An 18,834-nucleotide genomic window follows, 5' to 3' on the forward strand; every position below is an offset into this window, starting at 1 on the left:
CTAAGATAGTCGATGATGGGGCGGGCGCAACCACCCTAGGGCGTCAAGCTTTCCTGCTTGGGCCGCAAGCTGGCCTTGTGCGGGGCCAACAGGTCTGACGACAAGGCGATCAGATGCGGCCCGGTGGTGTAGAGCAGCGCCGCCTCGACCCGCCGCCCCGGATAGGCGACCTCCAGCGCGGCGACATAGGCAGCCATCTGCCGCAGGATCGCCACCGACACCTGCCCTGCATCGGTGGCCGGGCGCCGCGCGGTCTTGAAATCGATCAGGCGGATAAGATCCGGCGTAATCAGCAAGCGGTCGATCGTGCCCGCCACCACCTGTTCGCCCACGGTGGCCGCAATCGGCACTTCGGCCAGAGCGTCCGGCCCGAACAGGTCGGCCCATTCGGGGTTGGCCAGCACGTCGATGGCGGCCTGCGCCATGTCGCGATGCGCGGCCTCGTCCAAATCGCGCGCCTGTCGGCCCAGCCATGCCAGCGCCGCGCCCATCGGATCGGCCGCGCCGGGCAGGCGTTCGAGCAAGGCATGGATCAGCGTGCCGCGCCGCGCCGCCGCCGCACGCGCAGGCCCCAGCGCGGTTGGCGGATCGGCCGCCGTATCCTCGCCCAGCGCCGATGGAGCCAGCGGGCGCGGCGGGCGCGCTTCCTCTGGCGCGGTGCGGGTCAGCCAGCCCGGCTTGCCCGCCTCCATGCCCAGTTCCATCGTCTCGGCCTGCCACTGCGGCGCCTGCGCCAACGCGCCAAAACGCGCCTCTGCGCCCCACAGCGGATCGGCGATCCAATCCTCTGGCGCAAAAGTTTCGGCAAGGCGGGCATACCAGCTTCCCTTGGCCGGTTCCTTCTCATTGGCGGCCAAAGCGCCGCCGATAAACAGAGCCTCCTCGGCCCGCGTCATGGCGACATAGAGCAGGCGCCAATGCTCCTCACCCTCGGCCTTGGCGGCGCGGGCGGCGGCCTCGGCAATCGGCCCCTGCCGCTCCTCCTTGCCCAGATTGGGCAGCGGCATCTCGCGCTTGTCGCCGGTGATTGTCGCGCTGGGGTCCGCAACCGAGAGCGGCGAACCCTTGCTCCTGGCCGGATCGCCGGTGGCATCGGCCAGAATGACGATCGGCGCCTGCAACCCCTTGGACCCATGCACGGTCATCACCCGCACAAGACCATCGGACTTGCCCGCCTCGCGCTTCAATTCGCCATCGCCCGCGTCAAACCATGCGAGGAACCCGACAAGGCTGGGCGTGGCCGTGGCCGAATAGGCATGGGCGGCGTTGATAAGCTCATCGAGCGGATCGTTCGCCTCGCGCCCCAGCCGCGCCACAAGTCTTTCACGCGCGCGCCACGGCCCCACCAGCAACCAGTGGATCAGCACCGGCACCGGCTCGAAATCGGCCCGCGCCAGCAACTCGTTCAATTGCGCCACCGCCTCGCGGGCCAGCGCGGCATCGCTGCGCCGCAGATGCGGCCACAGGCGCCCCTCGCGATAGCCATGTTCGAGCAATTGATCCTGCGACCAGCCGAACAGAGGCGAGACGAGCAGCGCGGCCAGATTGAGGTCATCCAAAGGCTGGGCCGCAAAGCGCAAAGCCGCCACCAGATCCTTGACCGCCAGCGGCGCGCCCAGCCGCAGCCGGTCCACCCCCGCCACCGGCACGCCCGCCGCATGGAGCCGCGCGACAATCAGCCCGGCCAGTTCGCGTCGCTTGCGCACCAGCACCATGATATCGCCCGCGCCGGCCCGGCGCGCCACCTTGCGCCCCTTGATGAGGGGGAAGCCATCGGGCGAAAACAGCCAATGCTTGACCTGCCGCGCGATGCGGTCGGCCATTTCGCGCTCGGGCCGCGAGAGCCAACTGTCCTCGCTCTCGTCATCCTCATCTGCGCCGCCATTGGCCCCGCCCACCGGGCGCCACAGCGTCACCAATCCCGGCCGCGCCTCGCCCTGATGCTGCTCGGGCGCGGTATCCAGACCAAAAGCCTCGGCCCCCAGATGGGTGATCGCGCGGTCGACGAAATCGAGCACAGGTGCGGCGGTGCGGAACGACCGCTCCAGCCCCAGTTCCATCAGGCGATGCGCCTTTGGCCCGCCCCGGATCGCCTCGGCATTGTCGGCCGCGCCGCCCATGCGGTCCTTCACCCTTTCGCGCGCGGCGGCGAAATTCTCCGGGCTGGTGCCTTGGAAACCAAAGATCGCCTGCTTGAAATCGCCCACCACGAACAGCGTGCGCGCCGCCTCGGCATGGGCACCCTCGCCCGCGAAAAATTCCTCGGTCAGCGCTTCGATGATCCGCCATTGCTGCGCATTGGTGTCCTGCGCCTCGTCGACCAGAATATGATCGAACCGGCGGTCCAGCTTGTAGCGGATCCAGTCGGCCATGTCGGCGCGGCTCAAAAGGTCGGCGGCATGGGCAATCTGATCGTCGAAGTCGATCAGCCCCTCGCGCGCCTTGGCCTCTTCCCACGCCAGCGCATAGGCCCGGCCCAGTTCGAGCGCCGGGGCCAGCCATCCGGCCAGCGCGATCAGCGCCCGCCGCGCCTTGACCTCATCAATCTTCAGCCCCACGCGATAGCAATATTCGCCATAATCAGGCGCGATATTGTCGAGGTTTTTGAGGTAAGAAGGCACGCCCTCCTTCGTAAACAGCGCCGAATAAAGATCGCCCAGCCGCTCCAGCCGCTGCTCGGCCCCGGCCTCCAGCCAGTCGCAGATCGCATTGGCCTTTTTCTCGGCCGTGGCGGTCATGTTGCCCTTCTTGTCGGTCCATTGCTTGACCACATCGAGCAACCAGCGCACCGAGCGCACGTCAAACGCCTCGTCCTCGCACATGGCCACGACCTGCGCCATATCGGCATCGGCGGGCAGACCCAGCGCCTGTTTGACCCGCGGCGCCACCGGCACCTGCCACGCGCCCGGCCCGAACCACAGCCCCCGCGCGCCCGCACAGCGCATCAGCCAGCCCTCAACCGCATCCCCGCCCATCCGCAGCGACAGCGAGGCCAGCGCATTCAACAGCGCCGTATCGCCGCGCTTTTCCGCATCCAGCAACAGGTCCGCCAGCACCTGCCGCGCCAGCAGGGTCTTTTCATGCTCCTCCATCGGCCGCGCGCCCGCGCTCAATCCCGCTTCCTCCGGGAAGGCCGCCAGCAGCCATTGCGAGAACGCATGGATCGTGTCGATCCGCAGCCCCCCGCCGGGGCAATCGAGCACCGAGGCAAAGAGCGTGCGCGCCCGCGCCTGCACATCAGGCGTGTAAGGCGCGCCGATCGCATCCAGTTCGGCGGCCAACCGCGTCGGTTCGGCCCGCACCCATCCGGCCAGCTTGCTGTTGATGCGCTCGGCCATTTCGGTCGCGCCCGCCTTGGTAAAGGTCAGACACAGGATCTGTTCGGGCCGCACATGGGGCGTGAGCAGCAGGCGCAGCACGCGCGAGGACAAAACCTGCGTCTTGCCCGTCCCTGCGCTGGCCGAGAGCCAGACCGTTTCATCGGGCAGCACCGCCAGCGCCTGATTGCCATGCAGCGGGTGCAATGTCTGAGGCTCGCTCATGCCTCTTCCTCCGGCGCTTCATCCGATCCGATCCAGCCGATCCATTCATCCAGCCGCATCAATTGGTCATAGTCATTATAGCTGGGAATATCGGGCCGCAGCCGCGCGGTGAAAGGCGCCTGACCCAGCAGCCATTGGCCGATGGCGTCGGTCAGATATTCCTCGGTCCGGTGCAGGAATTCCTCACGCGGGATGCCCGATTTCTTGCGCCCTTCCAGCACGGGTTCGTCGCGCCAGCCAAAGCCGGGCCCCTTTGCATGATTGGGCTTGCGCCGGGAAAGCGACCAATATTCAAAGACATTGGGCACGCCATCGACATCCTTGAACCCGCCATCCGCCGCGATCATGCCGATCAGGCCCAATTGCAGCGCAAAGCCGGCCTCGACCATCTTGCCGCTGGGCGGGCCGCCGGTCTTGTAATCGACCACGGCCAGCTTGCCGTCGGGCATGCGGTCGATGCGGTCGGCGCGGCCATGGATGCGGATGCCGTCGATGCGCATCTCACCCCGGATTTCTGTGGCCAGCACGCGGCGGCCCTGCGCGGCCAGTTCGGCCACTTCCTCGTCGATCCATTCCAGCGCGGCCAGCAGGCGCGGACGCCACAGGCTGCGTTCCAGCGGATGCGCGCTCATGCCGTCGAGCACATTGTTGGCCGTTTCGACCAGACGCCCGCGCGGCGCGCCATCCTTGTGCCATGCGTCAAGGATGGCATGCACCGCCGTGCCGCGCCACGCCGCGCTCGGCTCTGCATCCAGCGGGTCGAGCGCTTTCAAACGCAGAATCGCCTGCGCATAGAATTGATAGGGATCGGCGCGGAGCCGGTCGAGCGCGGTGACGGGAATGTCGACCTTGCGCTGCTCGGCGCTGGGCATGGGTTGCGGGCGCGGATGGGGCGCAGCCAGCTTGCCCACGTCAATGTCGCGGGCATAGGTGACGGCCAGCGTCTCGGCATGATCCTTGGCCAGCTTCTCGCCCAGCATAGCCTGAACGCGCAGGACAAAGCGGCTGGGGATGACAGGCCCGCCCTCGTCGCGATGCGCCCAGCTCAGCACCACCTGCGGCGCGCCAAGGCATCCGGCAAGGTCATGCGCGGCCAGGCCGATGCGAAACTCCGCCCCCGGAACGCCCAGATGGCGCAGCACGGCGGGCGGCAGCAGCGGATCGGGCGAAGGGCTGCCCGGCCATGAACCCTCGGTCAGGCCGCCGCAGATGACCAGATCGCTGCGCGTCATGCGCGCCTCCAGCAGGCCGTAGATCGCCACGCGCGGATGGCCGCCCCATGGCGGGCGCACGGCCACCTTGTCCATCGCATGACGCAGCACCGAGGCCAGATCGCGGACCTGAAGCACCGTGCCCTCGGCCGAGGCGGCCAGACGGAGCCCATCGACAAAGGTGGAGAGACAGCGCCCCGGTGCCTCGGCCCATAATTCCTCGCCGCACAAAGCCTCGCCCGCCACGATCAGCGCGTCGAGCAGATCGGCCAGAGGCGCTTCCTCGGGCAGGCTCATCAAGGGGCCAAGAATGCCCTCAACCTCGTCCCACCATGCCGTCAGCGGCCCCGGCCCGCGTTTGGCCTCCATCCGCTCGATAATCGCGCGCAAAGGCGCCAGCCCCGCATCCGGCCTTGGCCCGCGCAGCGCCAGATCAAGCATGCGCACATGGTCGAGCCACAGCGCGCGCCCTTCTGTCCCGCCCACCATCGGATGGCCGAGCAGCGCGATCAGCGGCACCGGCGGCGCGCCCTCGCCCGCCACCTCGGCCAGCAGGAGCAGGAGCCGCCCCGCCGCCGTCTGGGGCAAGGCGCGGCCCGCCGTATCATCCGCCTTGATGCCCCAGCGTTGCAGATGGGCGACCACCCGGCTCGCCAATCCGCGATCGGGCGTGACAAGGGCGACGCGCTTTTCCGGCGTTTCCAGCGCCTCGCGCATCAGGATGGCGATGGCTTGGGCTTCCTCGCCCGGATGCTCGCTTTCCATCAGACGAACGGCGGCCAGACGCCTTTGCCGCTCAGCCAGATCGACCCAGCGCGCCGAAGCCTTGGCGGGCAGGAACAGGTTCGAGATCGCCTTGCTGCGTTCGGACGGGGCCGCCGACGGCCCGGCGCGATGCCACAGGTCCAGTTCGCCCCGCGCCACGCCCATACGGTTGAGCAGCAGTTTCAAATGATATTGCGGATGGGTCAGCGCATCCGCGCGGCCGAACGGAGCATCACCCAATTCGGGCGCAACGCCCGCATGGCCCAGCTCTTCCCAAACCTCATCGTCCATCGACAAATCGAGATCGGGCAGCACCACCGCTCCGCCCGGCAGCCCCGCCACCACGCGCAAAAACCGCGCCAGCGACGGCGAGGCACTGGTGATGCCTGCGGCCACCACGGCATGGGGCGGCGGATTGTCGCGCCACACCTGCGCCGCACGGTCGAACAGGCGGTTGCGCCGCACGGGCGGGTCCACCTCGCCGCGCGCGTCCAGTTCGGCGCGCCAATGGGCCTGCACCGTCAGAAAGGCGCGGGTCGACTGACGCCAATGCTCGGCCTGCTCGCCGATGATGGCCAGCACGTCCTCTTTCAGCAGATCTTCCGGCGCGATGCCCTCCACGGCCAGACGGTCGATGCTTTGCGCGATCTCGGCCGCGCGGCGCAGGCGCACCGCCCCGCCCTGCGCCCCTTCCGCTCCTTCGACCTGCGCCAGAATCTGCGCCAGACGCAGCCAGCGGCGAGTGGGGTCGGCGGCGGGGGGAATATCGGCCGCCCCGATAGGATCAAGCAAAGGCCCCAGCGCCTCGTCCAGATCGAGATCGCCCACGATGACCATGCGCGGCAACAACAGGCCACCGGCCCCGCCGCGAAACCCATCCGTGCCCGAACGCACAAAGGCCTCGGTCAGATTGCGCGCCGCCCGCTGATTGGGCAGCAAAAGCGTCAACCGCGCCAGCCCCAGATCAGGATCGGCATAGCGCGGGATCAGCCCCGCCACCAAAGCATCGGCAAAACCGCGATGCGCTGGAATCGAATAAACCTTGGGAAGCCGGGCCGTGACCCGATCAGACACGGTTCAGCGCTTCCTCGGTGGGGGCGATGGATTGCGGCGTGCCCACCTCGAACCACTTGCCGGTATGGACCAGCCCATAGAGGCGCCCCTCCTCCATCGCGCGATCCCACAGAATGTTGGTGGAAAACGGCCCTTGCGGCGCATCGCGCAGCAGGCGGTGCGAGACGATCTGAATGCCGGTGAAGATGAAAGGCGCCACCTTGCGCGAGGCGCGGCGCGACACGCGACCCAGCGGATCAAGCGAGAAATCGCCCATGCCGCGATAATTGCTGGCGTCCGAATGGCGCGCCATCAGCAGCAGCGCGTCCATGCGATCCGGGTCCCATGCCGAGGACAGATCATGAAACACATCGACCGGCCCATCGAGCCAGACATTGTCCGAATTAAGCGCAAAGAAGGGATCAGGCAGCAGGCCCGTCGCCTGCGCCTTGACCATCCCGCCGCCGGTTTCCAGCAGCATCGTGCGTTCATCCGAAATGGTGACGATGGGCTTTTGCCGCTTGCCCATATGGGCCAAAAGATAATCGGCCATGTAATGCACATTGACCACGGCCTTGGCCACGCCCGCCTCGACCAGCTTATCGAGCGCATGGTCGATCAGCGGTTTGCCCGCCACCGGCACCATCGGCTTGGGCCGCGTGGCGGTCAGCGGGCGCATCCGTTTGCCCAGCCCGGCCGAAAGCACCATCGCGGTATCGGAAACCAAGGGCTTCATGCTGCGATCCTTCCGCCTTGGGCCGCGCGGATTTCGGCCGGGATATTGTCTGCAAACCAGCGCGCCACCGGGGCCAAGGCCGGATGAGCCAGATCGCGCTCCATCGCCGCCCATACGCGCGGGATCATGTCGAGATAGCGCGGTTTGCCGTCGCGACGGCACAGGCGCACGAAGATGCCCACGATCTTGGCGTTGCGCTGCGCGCCCAGCAGGGCGTAATCGGCAAGGAAAGCCTCGCGGTCAAAGCCGGTGGCGGCAAGGTAATGCTCGATCATCGCGGCCTCAATCTCGGGCGAGACATCGCGACGCGCATCCTGAAGCAGGCTGACCAGATCATAGGCCGGATGGCCGACCAGCGCGTCCTGAAAATCGAGCAGGCCCTGATCCGCCAATCCACCGGGCAGCAACATAATGTTTTCGGCATGATAATCGCGCAGGACCGTGACGCCGCCCGTGGCATTATATGCATTCTGGCGCGCGATCATCGGGGCGAGAGCTTCCTCCCATGCCGCATCATAGGCCGCCTCATCGACGCTAAGCCCCATCGCGGGCGTATACCATTCGGTCAGCAGCCGCACTTCGCGCCGGTAAACCGCCCAGTCATAGGGCGCCCAAGGCCCGCCCGGCAGGCGCGTCAAAGCCACCAGCGGGGCCAGCGCGCCTTCATAGACCGCACGCTCGTCCTGCGGGCGTTCATCCAGCCAGTCACGCACCCGGTCGTTACCAAAATCTTCGAGCAGCACCCAGCCCTGCTCCGCCTGCTGCGCTAGAATGGCGGGCGCGCGCAGGCCATGATCGCCCAGCCATTCGGCCACGGCGAGGAAGGGCGCGGGGTCCTCCTGCGGCGGCGGGGCGTGCATCAGCATCGCCACTTCGCCAGACGCGCGGCGCAGGCGGAAATAGCGGCGGAACGAGGCATCACCGGGCAAAGGCTCCACAGCGGCATCGCCCCAACCGGCATGGGCGGCAAATTCGGTCAGACCATCGGGCAAGTTGTTCAGCATGGCACGCGCCCTAGCCAATCGGCCCCCGGTTCGACAATGGCCCTGCGCCCTTCATCCGCAGTTTCGAGCGTAATCGACAGGCAACCCGGCTCATGGGCAAAGCCACCCGCCATCTGCGGCCATTCGGCAATCAGCACCCCGCCCTCGCGATATTCGTCCAGCCCCAGCTCCTCGGCCTCCGAAGGATCCGCAAGGCGGTAGAAATCGGCATGGACCAGCGGAAAGCGCAAGTCCTCATAGGGCTCGATGATCGCAAAGCTGGGCGACGGCACCTCGCCCTCATGACCCAATCCGGCGATGATCGCGCGGGCCAACGTGGTCTTGCCCGCCCCCAGCCCGCCGTTCAGGGCAACCACATCGCCGGGGCGCAAGGCGGCGGCAAGAGCCATGCCCCACCGCTCCATCGCGGCCAGATCGGGCAGCATTATTTCCATCAGTCCAGCTCCACAATCGCCGCCGTGCCCTGCCCCGGTTCGGACAGCAGTTCGAGGCTGCCGCCATGCGCCTCGATCAATTGCCGGGCCAGAGGCAGGCCCAATCCCTGCCGCCGCGCCGCGCCCTTGGCATCAGGGCTGGTCGGCTGGATCGGCAGACCGTCAAAGGCGCGGGCCAACGCGGCGCGGTCCATGCCCGGCCCATTGTCCGAAATCACCACGCGGGCGCGCTGCTTTCCATCGCCGTTTTTGCCATCCTTTTGGCGCGAACGATGCCGCCCCACCTCGAGCAGAATGCGCCCGCCGCGCGGCGTGGCGTCCAGCGCATTGTCGAGCAGATGCGCCAGCGCGCGGCCCAGACGGCGCGGATCGGCCTCGATCTTGCCTGCGTTCAGGCTGCTGCCGCGCAGGTCGAGTTCGAGGTGTTTTTCCGTGACCACCGCCTCGCGCTCCTGCACCAGATCGCGCATCAGGGCGAAGAGATCGACCGGCTCCAGCGCCAGCGGCAGCATCCCGGCCTCCGATTGCGAGAGGTCGAGGACATTCTCGATCTGATCGGTCAGGCGCGCCACCGAGGTCAGGATCGCCCCGACATATTCGCGCCCCGATTCCGACAATTCGCCGCCCAGCCCCGCCTCGAGCAATTCGGCAAAACCGCCGATGGAAGTCAAAGGCGTGCGGAATTCATAGGACATATTGGCAAGGAAGCGGGTCTTGAGCTGATCCGCCTCGACCAGCGCGGCATTGCGTTCGCGCAGCGCTTCCTCGGCCTTTTGCGAATCGGTGATGTCCAGCACGGTCAGCAAACCATTGCCATCGGGCAGCGGGACGCCCGCATATTCCAGCACCCGCCCATCGGCCAGCGCCACACGTCCGCCGGTCTGGCGCCGCTCCAGCGTAGCCGCCCGCACGCCGTCGCCCACCGCCTGCGCCTGATCCGGGCGGGCCAGTTGCGCGGCGATCCGCTTCATCACATCATCGACATGCGGATGGGCGTCCAGCACCTCGGCCTCCAGCCCCCATGCGCTGGCGAACAGGCGGTTCCACAATTGCAGGCGCCCATCGGGGGCAAAGACCGCGACCGCCTCGAACAGGCTGTCGAACGTGGCCGTGCGGGTGCGCAGCAGCGTATCGCGCATGGCCGAAATCCGCAGCGTTTCGGTGCGATCCTCGACCACCATCAGCAGGCCGCCATCGGGCATCGGCTGGGCCACAACGCGCAGATGCGTGCCATCCGAAAGCGGCCATGCCTCCTCCTGCGCGCCGGAAGCGGCGAACCATTCGGCGCGCTCCTTGCGCCATGCGCGATAGTCGCGCATTTCCGGCACCCGGCCCGCCTCGCGCGCGGCATCGAGCAGCCGCTCAAACGGCGCATCATGTATATCGGCGGGGCCGAGCGCGAACAGGCGCTGAAACGGCTGATTGGCAAAGGTCAGGCGATGGCGGGCATCAAATTGCGCCACGCCCGAGGAAAACAGGTCGAGCATCGAGCGCTGCGCCTCGCGGAAGGCACGGAAAGCGCGGGAGATTTCCTCCATCTCTTCAATGTCGATGGCATAGCCTGCCACGCCCTCGTCGCCCAGCGGCAGATCGGACACGCGCAGCGCGCGGCGCTGACCGCTGATAGTGGCGGCGACAACGCGCTCGGCGGGGCGCTTTTCCAGCATCGCGCGGGCGGCCACCTGTGCGGGGGTCTGACCATCGACCCGCTCGACCAGCTCCAGTCCGCCATTGACCACCGCCTCGGCATTGTCCGCGCCCACCGCGCGGACATAAGCCGAGTTGACCAGCCGCAGCTCACCCTGCGGCGAGCGGAACCACATCGGGATCGGCGCCGCCTCGATCAGGCCGACCAGCGCGAGAAAATCACTTTTCGACCGGGCGGTTTCGGCGCGCATCCGGGCGATCTGCGTCTCGGCCTCGCTAGCGTCAAACACCCACACCTGCGCCGATCCGGCAGGCGCCACCTGCGGATCGGCCAGACCGCCGCGCAAGGACAGCGAACGGCGCGAACCGCGCGGCGAAATGGCAAGATCGAACGAACGGCTGGTGCGCTGGGCCGAAAGCACAGCCTCGGTCAATTGGGCCAGTTGCTCGGCGCTCAATCCGCGATCGGGCTTGCCATCATCCAGCTCGCTCAAAAACTGCGGCATGGCCGAAAAGCCCAACCACGAGGCCAGCCGGGGCGAACCCTCGATCCGCCCGTCGCTGCGCACGATCAGCAATTGCGCCGGGCTCTCCTCCACCATCCGGGCCAGCCGCCGCGCCTGGCGCACCGCGCCCGCCGCCGCCCGCCCGCGCGCCAGCGAAGACAGCACAGCCCAGCCCGCCGCCACCGCCCAAGCAGCCAGCAGCAAGCCCATGACAACCATGGCAAGAGGGGTCCATTGCATCGCCTATCAGCTAGGCGGGCGGGGGACGGTTGGCAATGGGGGTTGTGGAGGGGATAAGGTTTAAGGGGGCCTCCGGCGGGCAAAGGGACTCGTCCCTTTGCAATCCCGTTAATGGAGTGATGGGAGGTTTGCGACGTAGTGCAATGGGTTATGAAAGCCTGCGGCGCGGCGGAGAAGCGCTAAAAGCGCCGCAGGCTTTATATATACAACGCCGCGCCTGCCCCCCCCAACGCCAAACCCATAGCGCAAACCCCGACAGTATCGGGATTGCAAAGGGCCCCCGCCCTTTGCCCGCCGGAGGCATAAAACCCCAAAAAAACAAAAACGCCCCGCAAAGGATCTCTCCCCCACGAGGCGCTTTTTGCATCAACCCGAAAAGGATCAATAGCGGTAGTGATCCGCCTTGAACGGGCCGGCCTGCGGCACGCCGATATAGTCGGCCTGCTTCTGGCTGAGCTGGGTCAGCTTCACGCCGAGCTTTTCGAGGTGGAGCGCGGCGACCTTTTCGTCGAGGTGCTTGGGCAGGACATAGACGTCGTTCTTGTAGTCACCCGCCTTGGTGAACAGCTCGATCTGGGCCAGCGTCTGGTTGGTGAACGAGGCCGACATCACGAAGGACGGGTGGCCGGTGGCGCAGCCAAGGTTGACCAGACGGCCCTTGGCCAGGATGATGATCTGCTTGCCATCGGGGAAGGTCACGAGGTCGGTGCCCGGCTTCACTTCGGTCCAGGCATAGTTCGACAGGCCCGAAATCTGGATTTCGCTGTCGAAGTGGCCGATGTTGCACACGATCGACATGGGCTTCATCGCGGCCATGTGCTCGGCGGTGATGACGTCTTCGTTGCCGGTGGCGGTCACGAAGATGTCGGCGCGGGTCACGGCTTCTTCCATCGTGACGACTTCATAGCCTTCCATCGCGGCCTGCAGCGCGCAGATGGGATCGATTTCGGTCACCATCACGCGGGCGCCGCCATTGCGCAGCGAGGCGGCCGAGCCCTTGCCCACGTCGCCGAAACCGGCAACGCAGGCGACCTTGCCGGCCAGCATCACGTCGGTGGCGCGGCGGATCGCGTCAACCAGCGATTCCTTGCAGCCATAGAGATTGTCGAACTTCGACTTGGTAACGCTGTCGTTCACGTTGATCGCGGGGAACGGCAGCTTGCCCTGCTTGGCAAGGGCATAGAGGCGGTGGACACCGGTGGTGGTTTCTTCCGAAACGCCGCGGATCGCCTTGACGGTGGCGGTCAGATAGCCCGGCTTTGCCTTCAGGAAGTTCTTGAGGGCGCGCACGAACTCGATTTCTTCGGCATTGCTGGGTTCGAACAGGTCTTCGCCCGCCTCGACGCGCGCGCCCCACAGGGCGAACATCGTGGCGTCGCCGCCATCGTCGAGGATCATGTTGCAGGGTTCATCGCCCCAGTCGAAAATGCGGCCCACATAGTCCCAATATTCGGCCAGGCTCTCGCCCTTTACCGCGAAGACGGGGATGTTCTGCGCGGCGATGGCGGCCGCGGCGTGGTCCTGCGTCGAGAAGATGTTGCAGGTGGCCCAGCGCACATCGGCACCCAGCGCAACCAGCGTTTCGATCAGCACGGCGGTCTGGATCGTCATGTGGAGCGAGCCGGTGATGCGCGCGCCCTTGAGCGGCTGCGAGGCGCCATATTCGGCGCGCAGAGCCATCAGGCCGGGCATTTCGGTTTCGGCAATGGCGATTTCCGCGCGGCCAAAATCGGCAAGACCGATGTCGGCGATCACATAGTCCTTCTGGGCTTCCAGCGTGGTCACGAAAGGGCTCCTTAGAGAGTGGGCGCCAAAGGGGCGCCAATCATGGTCGCCCTTTAGCCCAGCCCCCGCCCCCGCGCAAGGGATATAAAGGAACCTTTATATCCCTTATGGATCCCCTGCGGAAATCTCCGGGCCAACCGCGCCAGGGATAAATTCTTGCCCGCAGGCCCATGCGTGGTTGCGACTGCGAAAGGGCGGCTTATATCTGTGCGCGACAGGAGGCGGACAATCGCAACGCCCGCCCCGCATAAGGAGAAAGCCATGACCATCGCCCCCGGCGACAGCCTGCCCGACGTCAAGCTCGTCAAGTCCACCGATTCCGAGCGCGAACCCGTTCAGACCGCCGAATATTTCAAGGGCAAGAAGGCCGTCGTCTTCTCGGTGCCCGGCGCGTTCACGCCCACCTGCTCGGCCAAGCACCTGCCCGGGTTTGTGGAAAAGGCCGCTGATCTCAAGGCCGCCGGCGTGGACGAGATCGTCTGCACCGCTGTCAACGATCCGTTCGTGATGGGTGTGTGGGGCGCGCAAAAGGGCAGCGCCGATGTCACCATGCTGGCCGATGGCAATGGCGAATTCGCTGCGGCGCTGGGCCTGACGCTTGACGCCTCGGGCGCGGGCCTTGGCCAGCGCGGCCAGCGTTTCGCCCTCGTCGTCAATGACGGCGTGGTGGAAAAGGTTTTCGTCGAAGGTCCGGGCGAATTCAAGGTGTCCAGCGCCGAATACGTGCTGGAAAACCTCTGATTTTCCGCTGACCTCTCGGTCGCAACAAAAGACCCCGGCGCCGTGATGGTGCCGGGGTTTTTCGTTGCCCATCAGGCCGCTTCCTCATCCATCAGCTTCACCTCAATCGCGCGCCACAGCCGGTCGAGCGCGCGGGCCGGTTCGCAATTGGGCGCAAATGTGCCGATGGGCGCGCGGCGAAAGGCGGTCTGCTCGATCATGCTGGCCATGGGGATCACCGGGAAAGGCGCCATTTTGCCTTCACGCGCAGCCCGGTGCCCTTTACGCCGCGCATCATACATGGACAGCACCGGCAAGAGCGGCGGATGCCGCCCATTCTCGCGCAACAGATCGCGCCGCAGCAGATCAAGCGCCCGCGCCGCCAGCGGCGAGGCAGGCAACGGCACGATCAGCACATCGGCGGCGGCAATAATCTGCTCGCTCACCTCATTCTGCATCGGCGGGCAATCGAGGATGATCCGCGAAAATTCGCGCCGCAGCGGCCAGGTCAATTGCGCCAACCGCTTTTTCTGCCCCAACCTCGCCAAATGCACCGGCAGGCTGCGCAAACTGTCATCGGCGCGCAGCAGGGAAAGACCCGTATAAGGCGTCGGCTCGATCAATTGCTCTGGCCGCCCCTCCCGCTGAAACAGGCTGGCCGCGCGCATCCTGGGCGCTTCCTCCATGCCCAGCAAAAACCCGGCCCCGCCCTGTACGTCCAGATCCCACAAAAGCGTGCGATGCCCGCCCAAGGCAGCCGAGCGCCAGGCCAGATCGACCGCCAGAGTCGTCTTTCCCACGCCGCCCTTGGAACTGTAAACCGCAATGACCGCCATGATCCTGAATGCTCGAAATAGTTAAAGGACTCTTAAATCCTATGACCGACCTCTGGCATGATGGCGGCATTGCGCAAGAGTGGAATCGGGGCTGGTTCAAAATGGGATCGAACCGGCCCCAAATGCTGCCTCAATATTGCGACATCGGGATCGGCGTATCGCCGCTGGTCATCGAATTGTTGCCGAATGACCGCGATGCTCCGCCCGATTGCAGGTCCATCGACTTGACGCTGCCCAGCAGATTGTTGTCGGCCATGATCGCATCATTGCCGGTGCCGATCACGCGCACGCCCGATTCGCTGTTGGACAAAAACAGCGTGCGATAGATCTTGGCATGGGCCATCCCGTCGGTGCTGGACACCAACACGCCCACCCGATTGTTGAAGATCACCGAATCGTGGATCGTCACCCGGGAATTCGTGGTCGAATAAATATAGACCCCCGCCCCGACAGTGCCGGTGGCCAGACAATCCTTGATCGAGACGCGGTTCAACAGGACGTCGGCCCCTTTCAGCACCTGCACGCCATAGCCATAGGCGATGCCCCGCGCCGGGGCCGCGCATTCAAGCGCCACATTGTCGAGCATCACCTTGTCCGTGCTGGCCGCATTGACCGTGATCGAGGCGACCATCGACATCTGGCCATATTCGGATCGGATGGTCAGGCTGCGATCAATCGTGGCCGCGCCATAGAACCCGCTGTCCATCACAAAGATCGTGCCGCCCGGCGAGGTCTGGCGGATGGCATAGGCCAGCGTGGCGCAGGGCACGAGCGCCAGACAGCCCCCGCTGTCCATTCCTTCGGCGGAGATCCATGTCTGATCCACCAGTGCCTGTGCCGGGGCGGCCTGAAAGAACAGGGCGACCAGCAGGCAGACCGTGAGGCGGAACCGGCGCGCGGCGGCGGCAAAAGCGAACGGGGCGTTGCGTATCATCATAGCCCTGGGATGCGGCCCGCGATGATTTTCGTCGAAGGAAAATCGGTTCAATTCCGAATCGATTCCCCGCGCGAATCGCCCCCGGCTCAGCGATGCCCCTGCAGATAGGGCGTCAGAAAACGGATGACTCGCGCCTCCAGATCAATCCGGCGGTCGGACCAACTGTGATCGGTGGCGCCATGCCCGGTCTGCAGCTTCCCGCCCCCCGCCTTGCGGATTGCGGCGACCAGCGGCGCGACATGCCCGGCCAGACCATCATCCGAAGTCAGCACCAGCAAGGGTCTGTCGGCCAGCGCCCCAGCCTTGGCGGTAAAATCGTAATCGGCCACATGCGCGCCCAGTTCATCGGACAGGGCCTGCGGCGTGCTGGCCAAAGATTCCATGTTTTCGGCCATCATCTTCACACGCGGCTCGGGCGGCATCGCGCCGATCATGCCGAAATTGCCCGCCGAAATCATGCCCAGCGCCACCAGATCGCGGTCCTGCGCTCCGGCCATCGCGGTCACCCACGCGCCCATGCTGTGGCCCACCACGGCCATATGCGCAGTGTCGATGCCCAGCCGCTTTGCATTGGCCGGATCGCGCAGATAGGCCAGCACGGCCTGCAGATCCTGCGGGTTCTGGGCAAAGCGGAAGGTGCCGGGGCTGCCCCATGATCCGCGATAGTTGAAGGTGATGGCATGCCACCCGGCGCGGCGCAGCGCCTGCGCCAGATCGAGATTCTTCTCATTGCCGGGAAAACCGTGGCAGATCACCACCGTGGGCCGGGGTGCGGCGCCCGAGGCCAGATAGGCCACGCCATTGATCTCCACCCCGCCCGAGGGGATGTGCAGCACCTCCATCCGCGCAGGGTGGGCCGCATCATGGACGGGATCGGTATAAATCGCGGGCGGCAAAGGCAGTGGTTTGGCCGCCGCCGGGGCCAGAGGCGCGAGGAGACAGGCAGCCCAAAGGGCGCGGCGGGCAAGAGCGGGAGCGATCATGCCCCACCCTCTCACCCGCGCCGCGCCGGATCAATAGCCCATCAGGCTCAGCACTTCCTTGCGGCTGCGCGGATCGGAGAGGAACGCGCCCATCATCCGGCTGGTCACCATGCCCACGCCCGGCGTTTTCACCCCGCGCCCGGTCATGCAGCCATGCTGGGCCTCGATCACCACGGCCACGCCGAAGGGGTCCAGATTGTCCCAGATGCACTGGGCGACCTGCGCGGTCAGGCGCTCCTGAATCTGCAGGCGGCGGGCAAAGCCGTGCAGAACGCGGGCCAGCTTGGAAATCCCCACAACCCGCTCACGCGGCAGATAGGCGATGCTGGCCTTGCCGGTGATCGGGGCCATATGATGTTCGCAATGGCTCTGAAACGGAATGTCCTTCAGCAGGACGATCTCGTTATAGCCGCCCACTTCCTCGAACTGGCGCGACAGATGGACCGCCGGGTCTTCATTGTAGCCCTGGCAATATTCCTTCCATGCACGCGCCACGCGCGCGGGCGTGTCGACCAGCCCTTCGCGCGAGGGATCATCGCCCGACCAGCGCAGCAGCGTGCGAATCGCCTCCTGAACCTCGTTGGGGACCGGCAGCTTGCCGTCATCGGCATGATCGTGGTCATGCAGGTCGAAATTCTCGTTCATTCTGCGCTACTCCGGCATCCTGCTCCACACCGGCTGTCGGGGCGTCAAGGAAGAGTCCTCTCGCGGCATCGTCAGCGCGGTTTCGGGCCAGCAACATTTACGCGGGCTTATGCCCTGATAGGGTGCACGCTTTCGGCCCATATCACGGCCAAAGCAAGAACAATTCGCGGATTTTGATGGAAAAGCCCCAAGGGGCAATCGGGCCTATTTCAGCAGGCCATTATGTGTTGGTGCACCCGGAGCGATTCGAACGCCCGGCCCTCAGATTCGTAGTCTGATGCTCTATCCAGCTGAGCTACGGGTGCACACTGACACATTTTCCCAAACGGACTTGTAAAAGACCGACCATTTCCCCCGAAAGGGAAGTGGTGCACCCGGAGCGATTCGAACGCCCGGCCCTCAGATTCGTAGTCTGATGCTCTATCCAGCTGAGCTACGGGTGCCTTGGAGCCGCGCCTCTAAGGGGACAGCACCGGCTTGGCAAGAGGAAAATGACATTTTGTAAAAACTAATTATTTCCCCTGTTCCGCCCCCGCCCCAATCCAGCGCAGCAGGTCGCGCACCAGCGGGATATCCAGCGGCGGCATATCCAGATCCGGCAGGGCATCGGGCGCAACCCACGCAAATTGCTGGCCTTCCCGCGCGATTGGGTCACCGCTCCACGCCCGCGCCACATAAAGCAACAGCAGCACCCGGCGCTCGCCGCTATGGGTCTCACCGCTATGGGCAAAGCTGACCGGCATCAGCGCGCGCGCCTCCAGCCCTACGCCCAGCTCCTCCTCCATCTCGCGCAGGGCAGCCTCAACCGGCCCCTCGCCCGGATCGATCTTGCCGCCGGGAAATTCCCAAAGGCCGCCGTGCTGTTTTCCTTCCGGGCGGCGCTGCATCAATATATGCCCGTCATCGCGCAACAGCGCCACGGCCACCACGGGCAGAATCATTCCACGACCTTTCCTTGTTGCCCCGGAAATTCCACCATTTCCGCTCAAGATCTTATTAACCGAACGCCTGCACAATAACACCGCAACGAATTTGGGCGGGCTAGGTCATGTCTATTGCAGAATTCCTGACCCGACTCCATCGGGACGAAAGCGGGCTGGCCTCTGTGGAATACGGGCTGCTGTGCGGCCTCATTGTGCTGGTCATGATCGCCGCGCTCAGCGGCGTGGCCAACAGCATCGTCCAGACCTGGAACAACGTCGACACGCAGGCGCAGGTCGCCGTGCAGCAGGCAACGGCCGCCTGACACAAGCCTGACCGATTCGCCGCCCCCTTTCGCATTTTGCGGACCGATGGCGCGCGTCACCCAAACCTTACCGCCGACCTCCGCATTTCCCACAGAGCGCCCGGGCCCGCTGACGGATTGTTAAGACATCTCCACTAGGAGGAGGGAACCGCCGGGCTGAGACGGGAAAACTGGCAGGGCGGAAAGACTGCTACAGGAGACTGACCATGAAGTTCATCAACAAGCTCATCCGCGACGAAGCTGGTGCGACCGCCATCGAATACGGCCTGATTGCCGCTCTGATCGCCGTTGCCGCCATCACCGCGATGAATGGTCTGGGCAACCAGCTCAAGACCACCTTCAACACCACCTCTTCGCAGATGTCGACGGCCAACGCCTCGGCTGCCTAATCGCATAGCCTGACTACGGGGTCAGGCGCGATTTTGAGGTAATGAGAAGAGCGGCAGGGCAACCTGTCGCTCTTCTTGTATGTCCGCAATATTCATCGGCCACACATCGGATTTTTCCGGATTTTTTTAGGTTACTATAAGTAAAACCATCTTTT

15 protein-coding genes and 2 tRNA genes are annotated in these 18,834 nt (G+C 65.4%); 3 read left to right on the forward strand and 14 right to left on the reverse strand.

The window, feature by feature from the left end:
• Positions 1 to 35 precede the first annotated feature (35 nt).
• From addA to ahcY, 7 genes are all read right to left on the reverse strand, one after another.
• Positions 36 to 3,542, reverse strand: coding sequence for a double-strand break repair helicase AddA (addA, locus tag FHW92_RS14175; RefSeq protein WP_168603903.1), 3,507 nt, complete (start codon positions 3,540 to 3,542; stop codon positions 36 to 38).
• Complete coding sequence (gene addB, locus FHW92_RS14180) at positions 3,539 to 6,592, reverse strand: double-strand break repair protein AddB (protein WP_168603904.1); 3,054 nt, start codon at positions 6,590 to 6,592, stop codon at positions 3,539 to 3,541. The genes addA and addB overlap by 4 nt, the downstream gene beginning before the upstream one ends.
• Positions 6,585 to 7,307: a nucleotidyltransferase family protein gene (locus tag FHW92_RS14185; RefSeq protein ID WP_168603905.1), complete on the reverse strand. Its 723-nt coding sequence runs from the start codon at positions 7,305 to 7,307 to the stop codon at positions 6,585 to 6,587. The genes addB and FHW92_RS14185 overlap by 8 nt, the downstream gene beginning before the upstream one ends.
• On the reverse strand, positions 7,304 to 8,311 hold the full coding sequence (locus FHW92_RS14190; RefSeq protein ID WP_168603906.1) for a phosphotransferase: 1,008 nt from the start codon (positions 8,309 to 8,311) through the stop codon (positions 7,304 to 7,306). Before FHW92_RS14190 ends, FHW92_RS14185 begins: the two co-directional genes overlap by 4 nt.
• Positions 8,305 to 8,745: a tRNA (adenosine(37)-N6)-threonylcarbamoyltransferase complex ATPase subunit type 1 TsaE gene (tsaE, locus tag FHW92_RS14195; RefSeq protein WP_168603907.1), complete on the reverse strand. Its 441-nt coding sequence runs from the start codon at positions 8,743 to 8,745 to the stop codon at positions 8,305 to 8,307. Before tsaE ends, FHW92_RS14190 begins: the two co-directional genes overlap by 7 nt.
• Positions 8,745 to 11,138: a PAS domain-containing sensor histidine kinase gene (locus FHW92_RS14200; RefSeq protein WP_168603908.1), complete on the reverse strand. Its 2,394-nt coding sequence runs from the start codon at positions 11,136 to 11,138 to the stop codon at positions 8,745 to 8,747. Before FHW92_RS14200 ends, tsaE begins: the two co-directional genes overlap by 1 nt.
• Before the next feature lie 381 nt (positions 11,139 to 11,519).
• A complete protein-coding gene (ahcY, locus tag FHW92_RS14205) occupies positions 11,520 to 12,923 on the reverse strand; it encodes an adenosylhomocysteinase (protein ID WP_172249266.1) in 1,404 nt (467 codons plus the stop codon).
• 261 nt (positions 12,924 to 13,184) lie between these two features.
• Between ahcY and FHW92_RS14210 the strand changes: the two genes are divergently transcribed.
• Positions 13,185 to 13,664: a peroxiredoxin gene (locus FHW92_RS14210; RefSeq protein WP_168603909.1), complete on the forward strand. Its 480-nt coding sequence runs from the start codon at positions 13,185 to 13,187 to the stop codon at positions 13,662 to 13,664.
• A gap of 71 nt (positions 13,665 to 13,735) precedes the next feature.
• On the opposite strand, the gene FHW92_RS14215 is transcribed toward FHW92_RS14210, so the two are convergent.
• The 7 genes from FHW92_RS14215 to FHW92_RS14245 all read right to left on the reverse strand — a co-directional run bounded on the left by FHW92_RS14215 (position 13,736) and on the right by FHW92_RS14245 (position 17,985).
• The gene (locus FHW92_RS14215) at positions 13,736 to 14,479 is read right to left on the reverse strand and encodes a ParA family protein (RefSeq protein ID WP_168603910.1); all 744 of its coding nucleotides are present in this window, start codon (positions 14,477 to 14,479) and stop codon (positions 13,736 to 13,738) included.
• A 130-nt stretch (positions 14,480 to 14,609) separates the two neighbouring features.
• Positions 14,610 to 15,416: a right-handed parallel beta-helix repeat-containing protein gene (locus FHW92_RS14220; RefSeq protein WP_168603911.1), complete on the reverse strand. Its 807-nt coding sequence runs from the start codon at positions 15,414 to 15,416 to the stop codon at positions 14,610 to 14,612.
• A gap of 86 nt (positions 15,417 to 15,502) precedes the next feature.
• Complete coding sequence (locus FHW92_RS14225) at positions 15,503 to 16,399, reverse strand: alpha/beta fold hydrolase (RefSeq protein WP_168603912.1); 897 nt, start codon at positions 16,397 to 16,399, stop codon at positions 15,503 to 15,505.
• Between the two features lie 30 nt (positions 16,400 to 16,429).
• A complete protein-coding gene (gene folE / locus FHW92_RS14230; RefSeq protein WP_168603913.1) occupies positions 16,430 to 17,044 on the reverse strand; it encodes a GTP cyclohydrolase I FolE in 615 nt (204 codons plus the stop codon).
• 228 nt (positions 17,045 to 17,272) lie between these two features.
• Positions 17,273 to 17,349: transfer RNA gene (locus FHW92_RS14235), tRNA-Arg, on the reverse strand.
• Positions 17,350 to 17,410: 61 nt separating this feature from the next.
• Positions 17,411 to 17,487 (reverse strand) — tRNA-Arg (locus FHW92_RS14240).
• Between the two features lie 69 nt (positions 17,488 to 17,556).
• On the reverse strand, positions 17,557 to 17,985 hold the full coding sequence (locus FHW92_RS14245) for a (deoxy)nucleoside triphosphate pyrophosphohydrolase (RefSeq protein ID WP_168603914.1): 429 nt from the start codon (positions 17,983 to 17,985) through the stop codon (positions 17,557 to 17,559).
• Positions 17,986 to 18,092: 107 nt separating this feature from the next.
• Here FHW92_RS14245 and FHW92_RS14250 point away from each other — a divergent pair, with 107 nt between their 5' ends.
• Together FHW92_RS14250 and FHW92_RS14255 are read left to right on the forward strand one after the other, a co-directional pair.
• Positions 18,093 to 18,290 carry a Flp family type IVb pilin gene (locus FHW92_RS14250; RefSeq protein ID WP_168603915.1) on the forward strand — a complete coding sequence of 66 codons (198 nt, stop codon included), beginning with the start codon at positions 18,093 to 18,095 and terminating at the stop codon, positions 18,288 to 18,290.
• 206 nt (positions 18,291 to 18,496) lie between these two features.
• A complete protein-coding gene (locus tag FHW92_RS14255; RefSeq protein ID WP_168603916.1) occupies positions 18,497 to 18,679 on the forward strand; it encodes a Flp family type IVb pilin in 183 nt (60 codons plus the stop codon).
• The last annotated feature ends 155 nt before the right edge of the window (positions 18,680 to 18,834 follow it).

The sequence above is a fragment of the Novosphingobium sp. SG707 genome (genome assembly GCF_012275515.1).
In the GTDB taxonomy this organism is placed as follows: Bacteria; Pseudomonadota; Alphaproteobacteria; order Sphingomonadales; family Sphingomonadaceae; genus Novosphingobium.

Bases quoted from the DNA above. Each gene is read 5' to 3' on its own strand.
- addA (WP_168603903.1), bottom strand. From the start codon at position 3,542: ATGAGCGAGCCTCAGACATTGCACCCGCTGCATGGCAATCAGGCGCTG.
- FHW92_RS14185 (WP_168603905.1), bottom strand. From the start codon at position 7,307: ATGAAGCCCTTGGTTTCCGATACCGCGATGGTGCTTTCGGCCGGGCTG.
- FHW92_RS14190 (WP_168603906.1), bottom strand. From the start codon at position 8,311: ATGCTGAACAACTTGCCCGATGGTCTGACCGAATTTGCCGCCCATGCC.
- tsaE (WP_168603907.1), bottom strand. From the start codon at position 8,745: ATGGAAATAATGCTGCCCGATCTGGCCGCGATGGAGCGGTGGGGCATG.
- FHW92_RS14200 (WP_168603908.1), bottom strand. From the start codon at position 11,138: ATGCAATGGACCCCTCTTGCCATGGTTGTCATGGGCTTGCTGCTGGCT.
- FHW92_RS14210 (WP_168603909.1), top strand. From the start codon at position 13,185: ATGACCATCGCCCCCGGCGACAGCCTGCCCGACGTCAAGCTCGTCAAG.
- FHW92_RS14215 (WP_168603910.1), bottom strand. From the start codon at position 14,479: ATGGCGGTCATTGCGGTTTACAGTTCCAAGGGCGGCGTGGGAAAGACG.
- FHW92_RS14220 (WP_168603911.1), bottom strand. From the start codon at position 15,416: ATGATGATACGCAACGCCCCGTTCGCTTTTGCCGCCGCCGCGCGCCGG.
- FHW92_RS14225 (WP_168603912.1), bottom strand. From the start codon at position 16,399: ATGATCGCTCCCGCTCTTGCCCGCCGCGCCCTTTGGGCTGCCTGTCTC.
- folE (WP_168603913.1), bottom strand. From the start codon at position 17,044: ATGAACGAGAATTTCGACCTGCATGACCACGATCATGCCGATGACGGC.
- FHW92_RS14245 (WP_168603914.1), bottom strand. From the start codon at position 17,985: ATGATTCTGCCCGTGGTGGCCGTGGCGCTGTTGCGCGATGACGGGCAT.
- FHW92_RS14250 (WP_168603915.1), top strand. From the start codon at position 18,093: ATGTCTATTGCAGAATTCCTGACCCGACTCCATCGGGACGAAAGCGGG.
- FHW92_RS14255 (WP_168603916.1), top strand. From the start codon at position 18,497: ATGAAGTTCATCAACAAGCTCATCCGCGACGAAGCTGGTGCGACCGCC.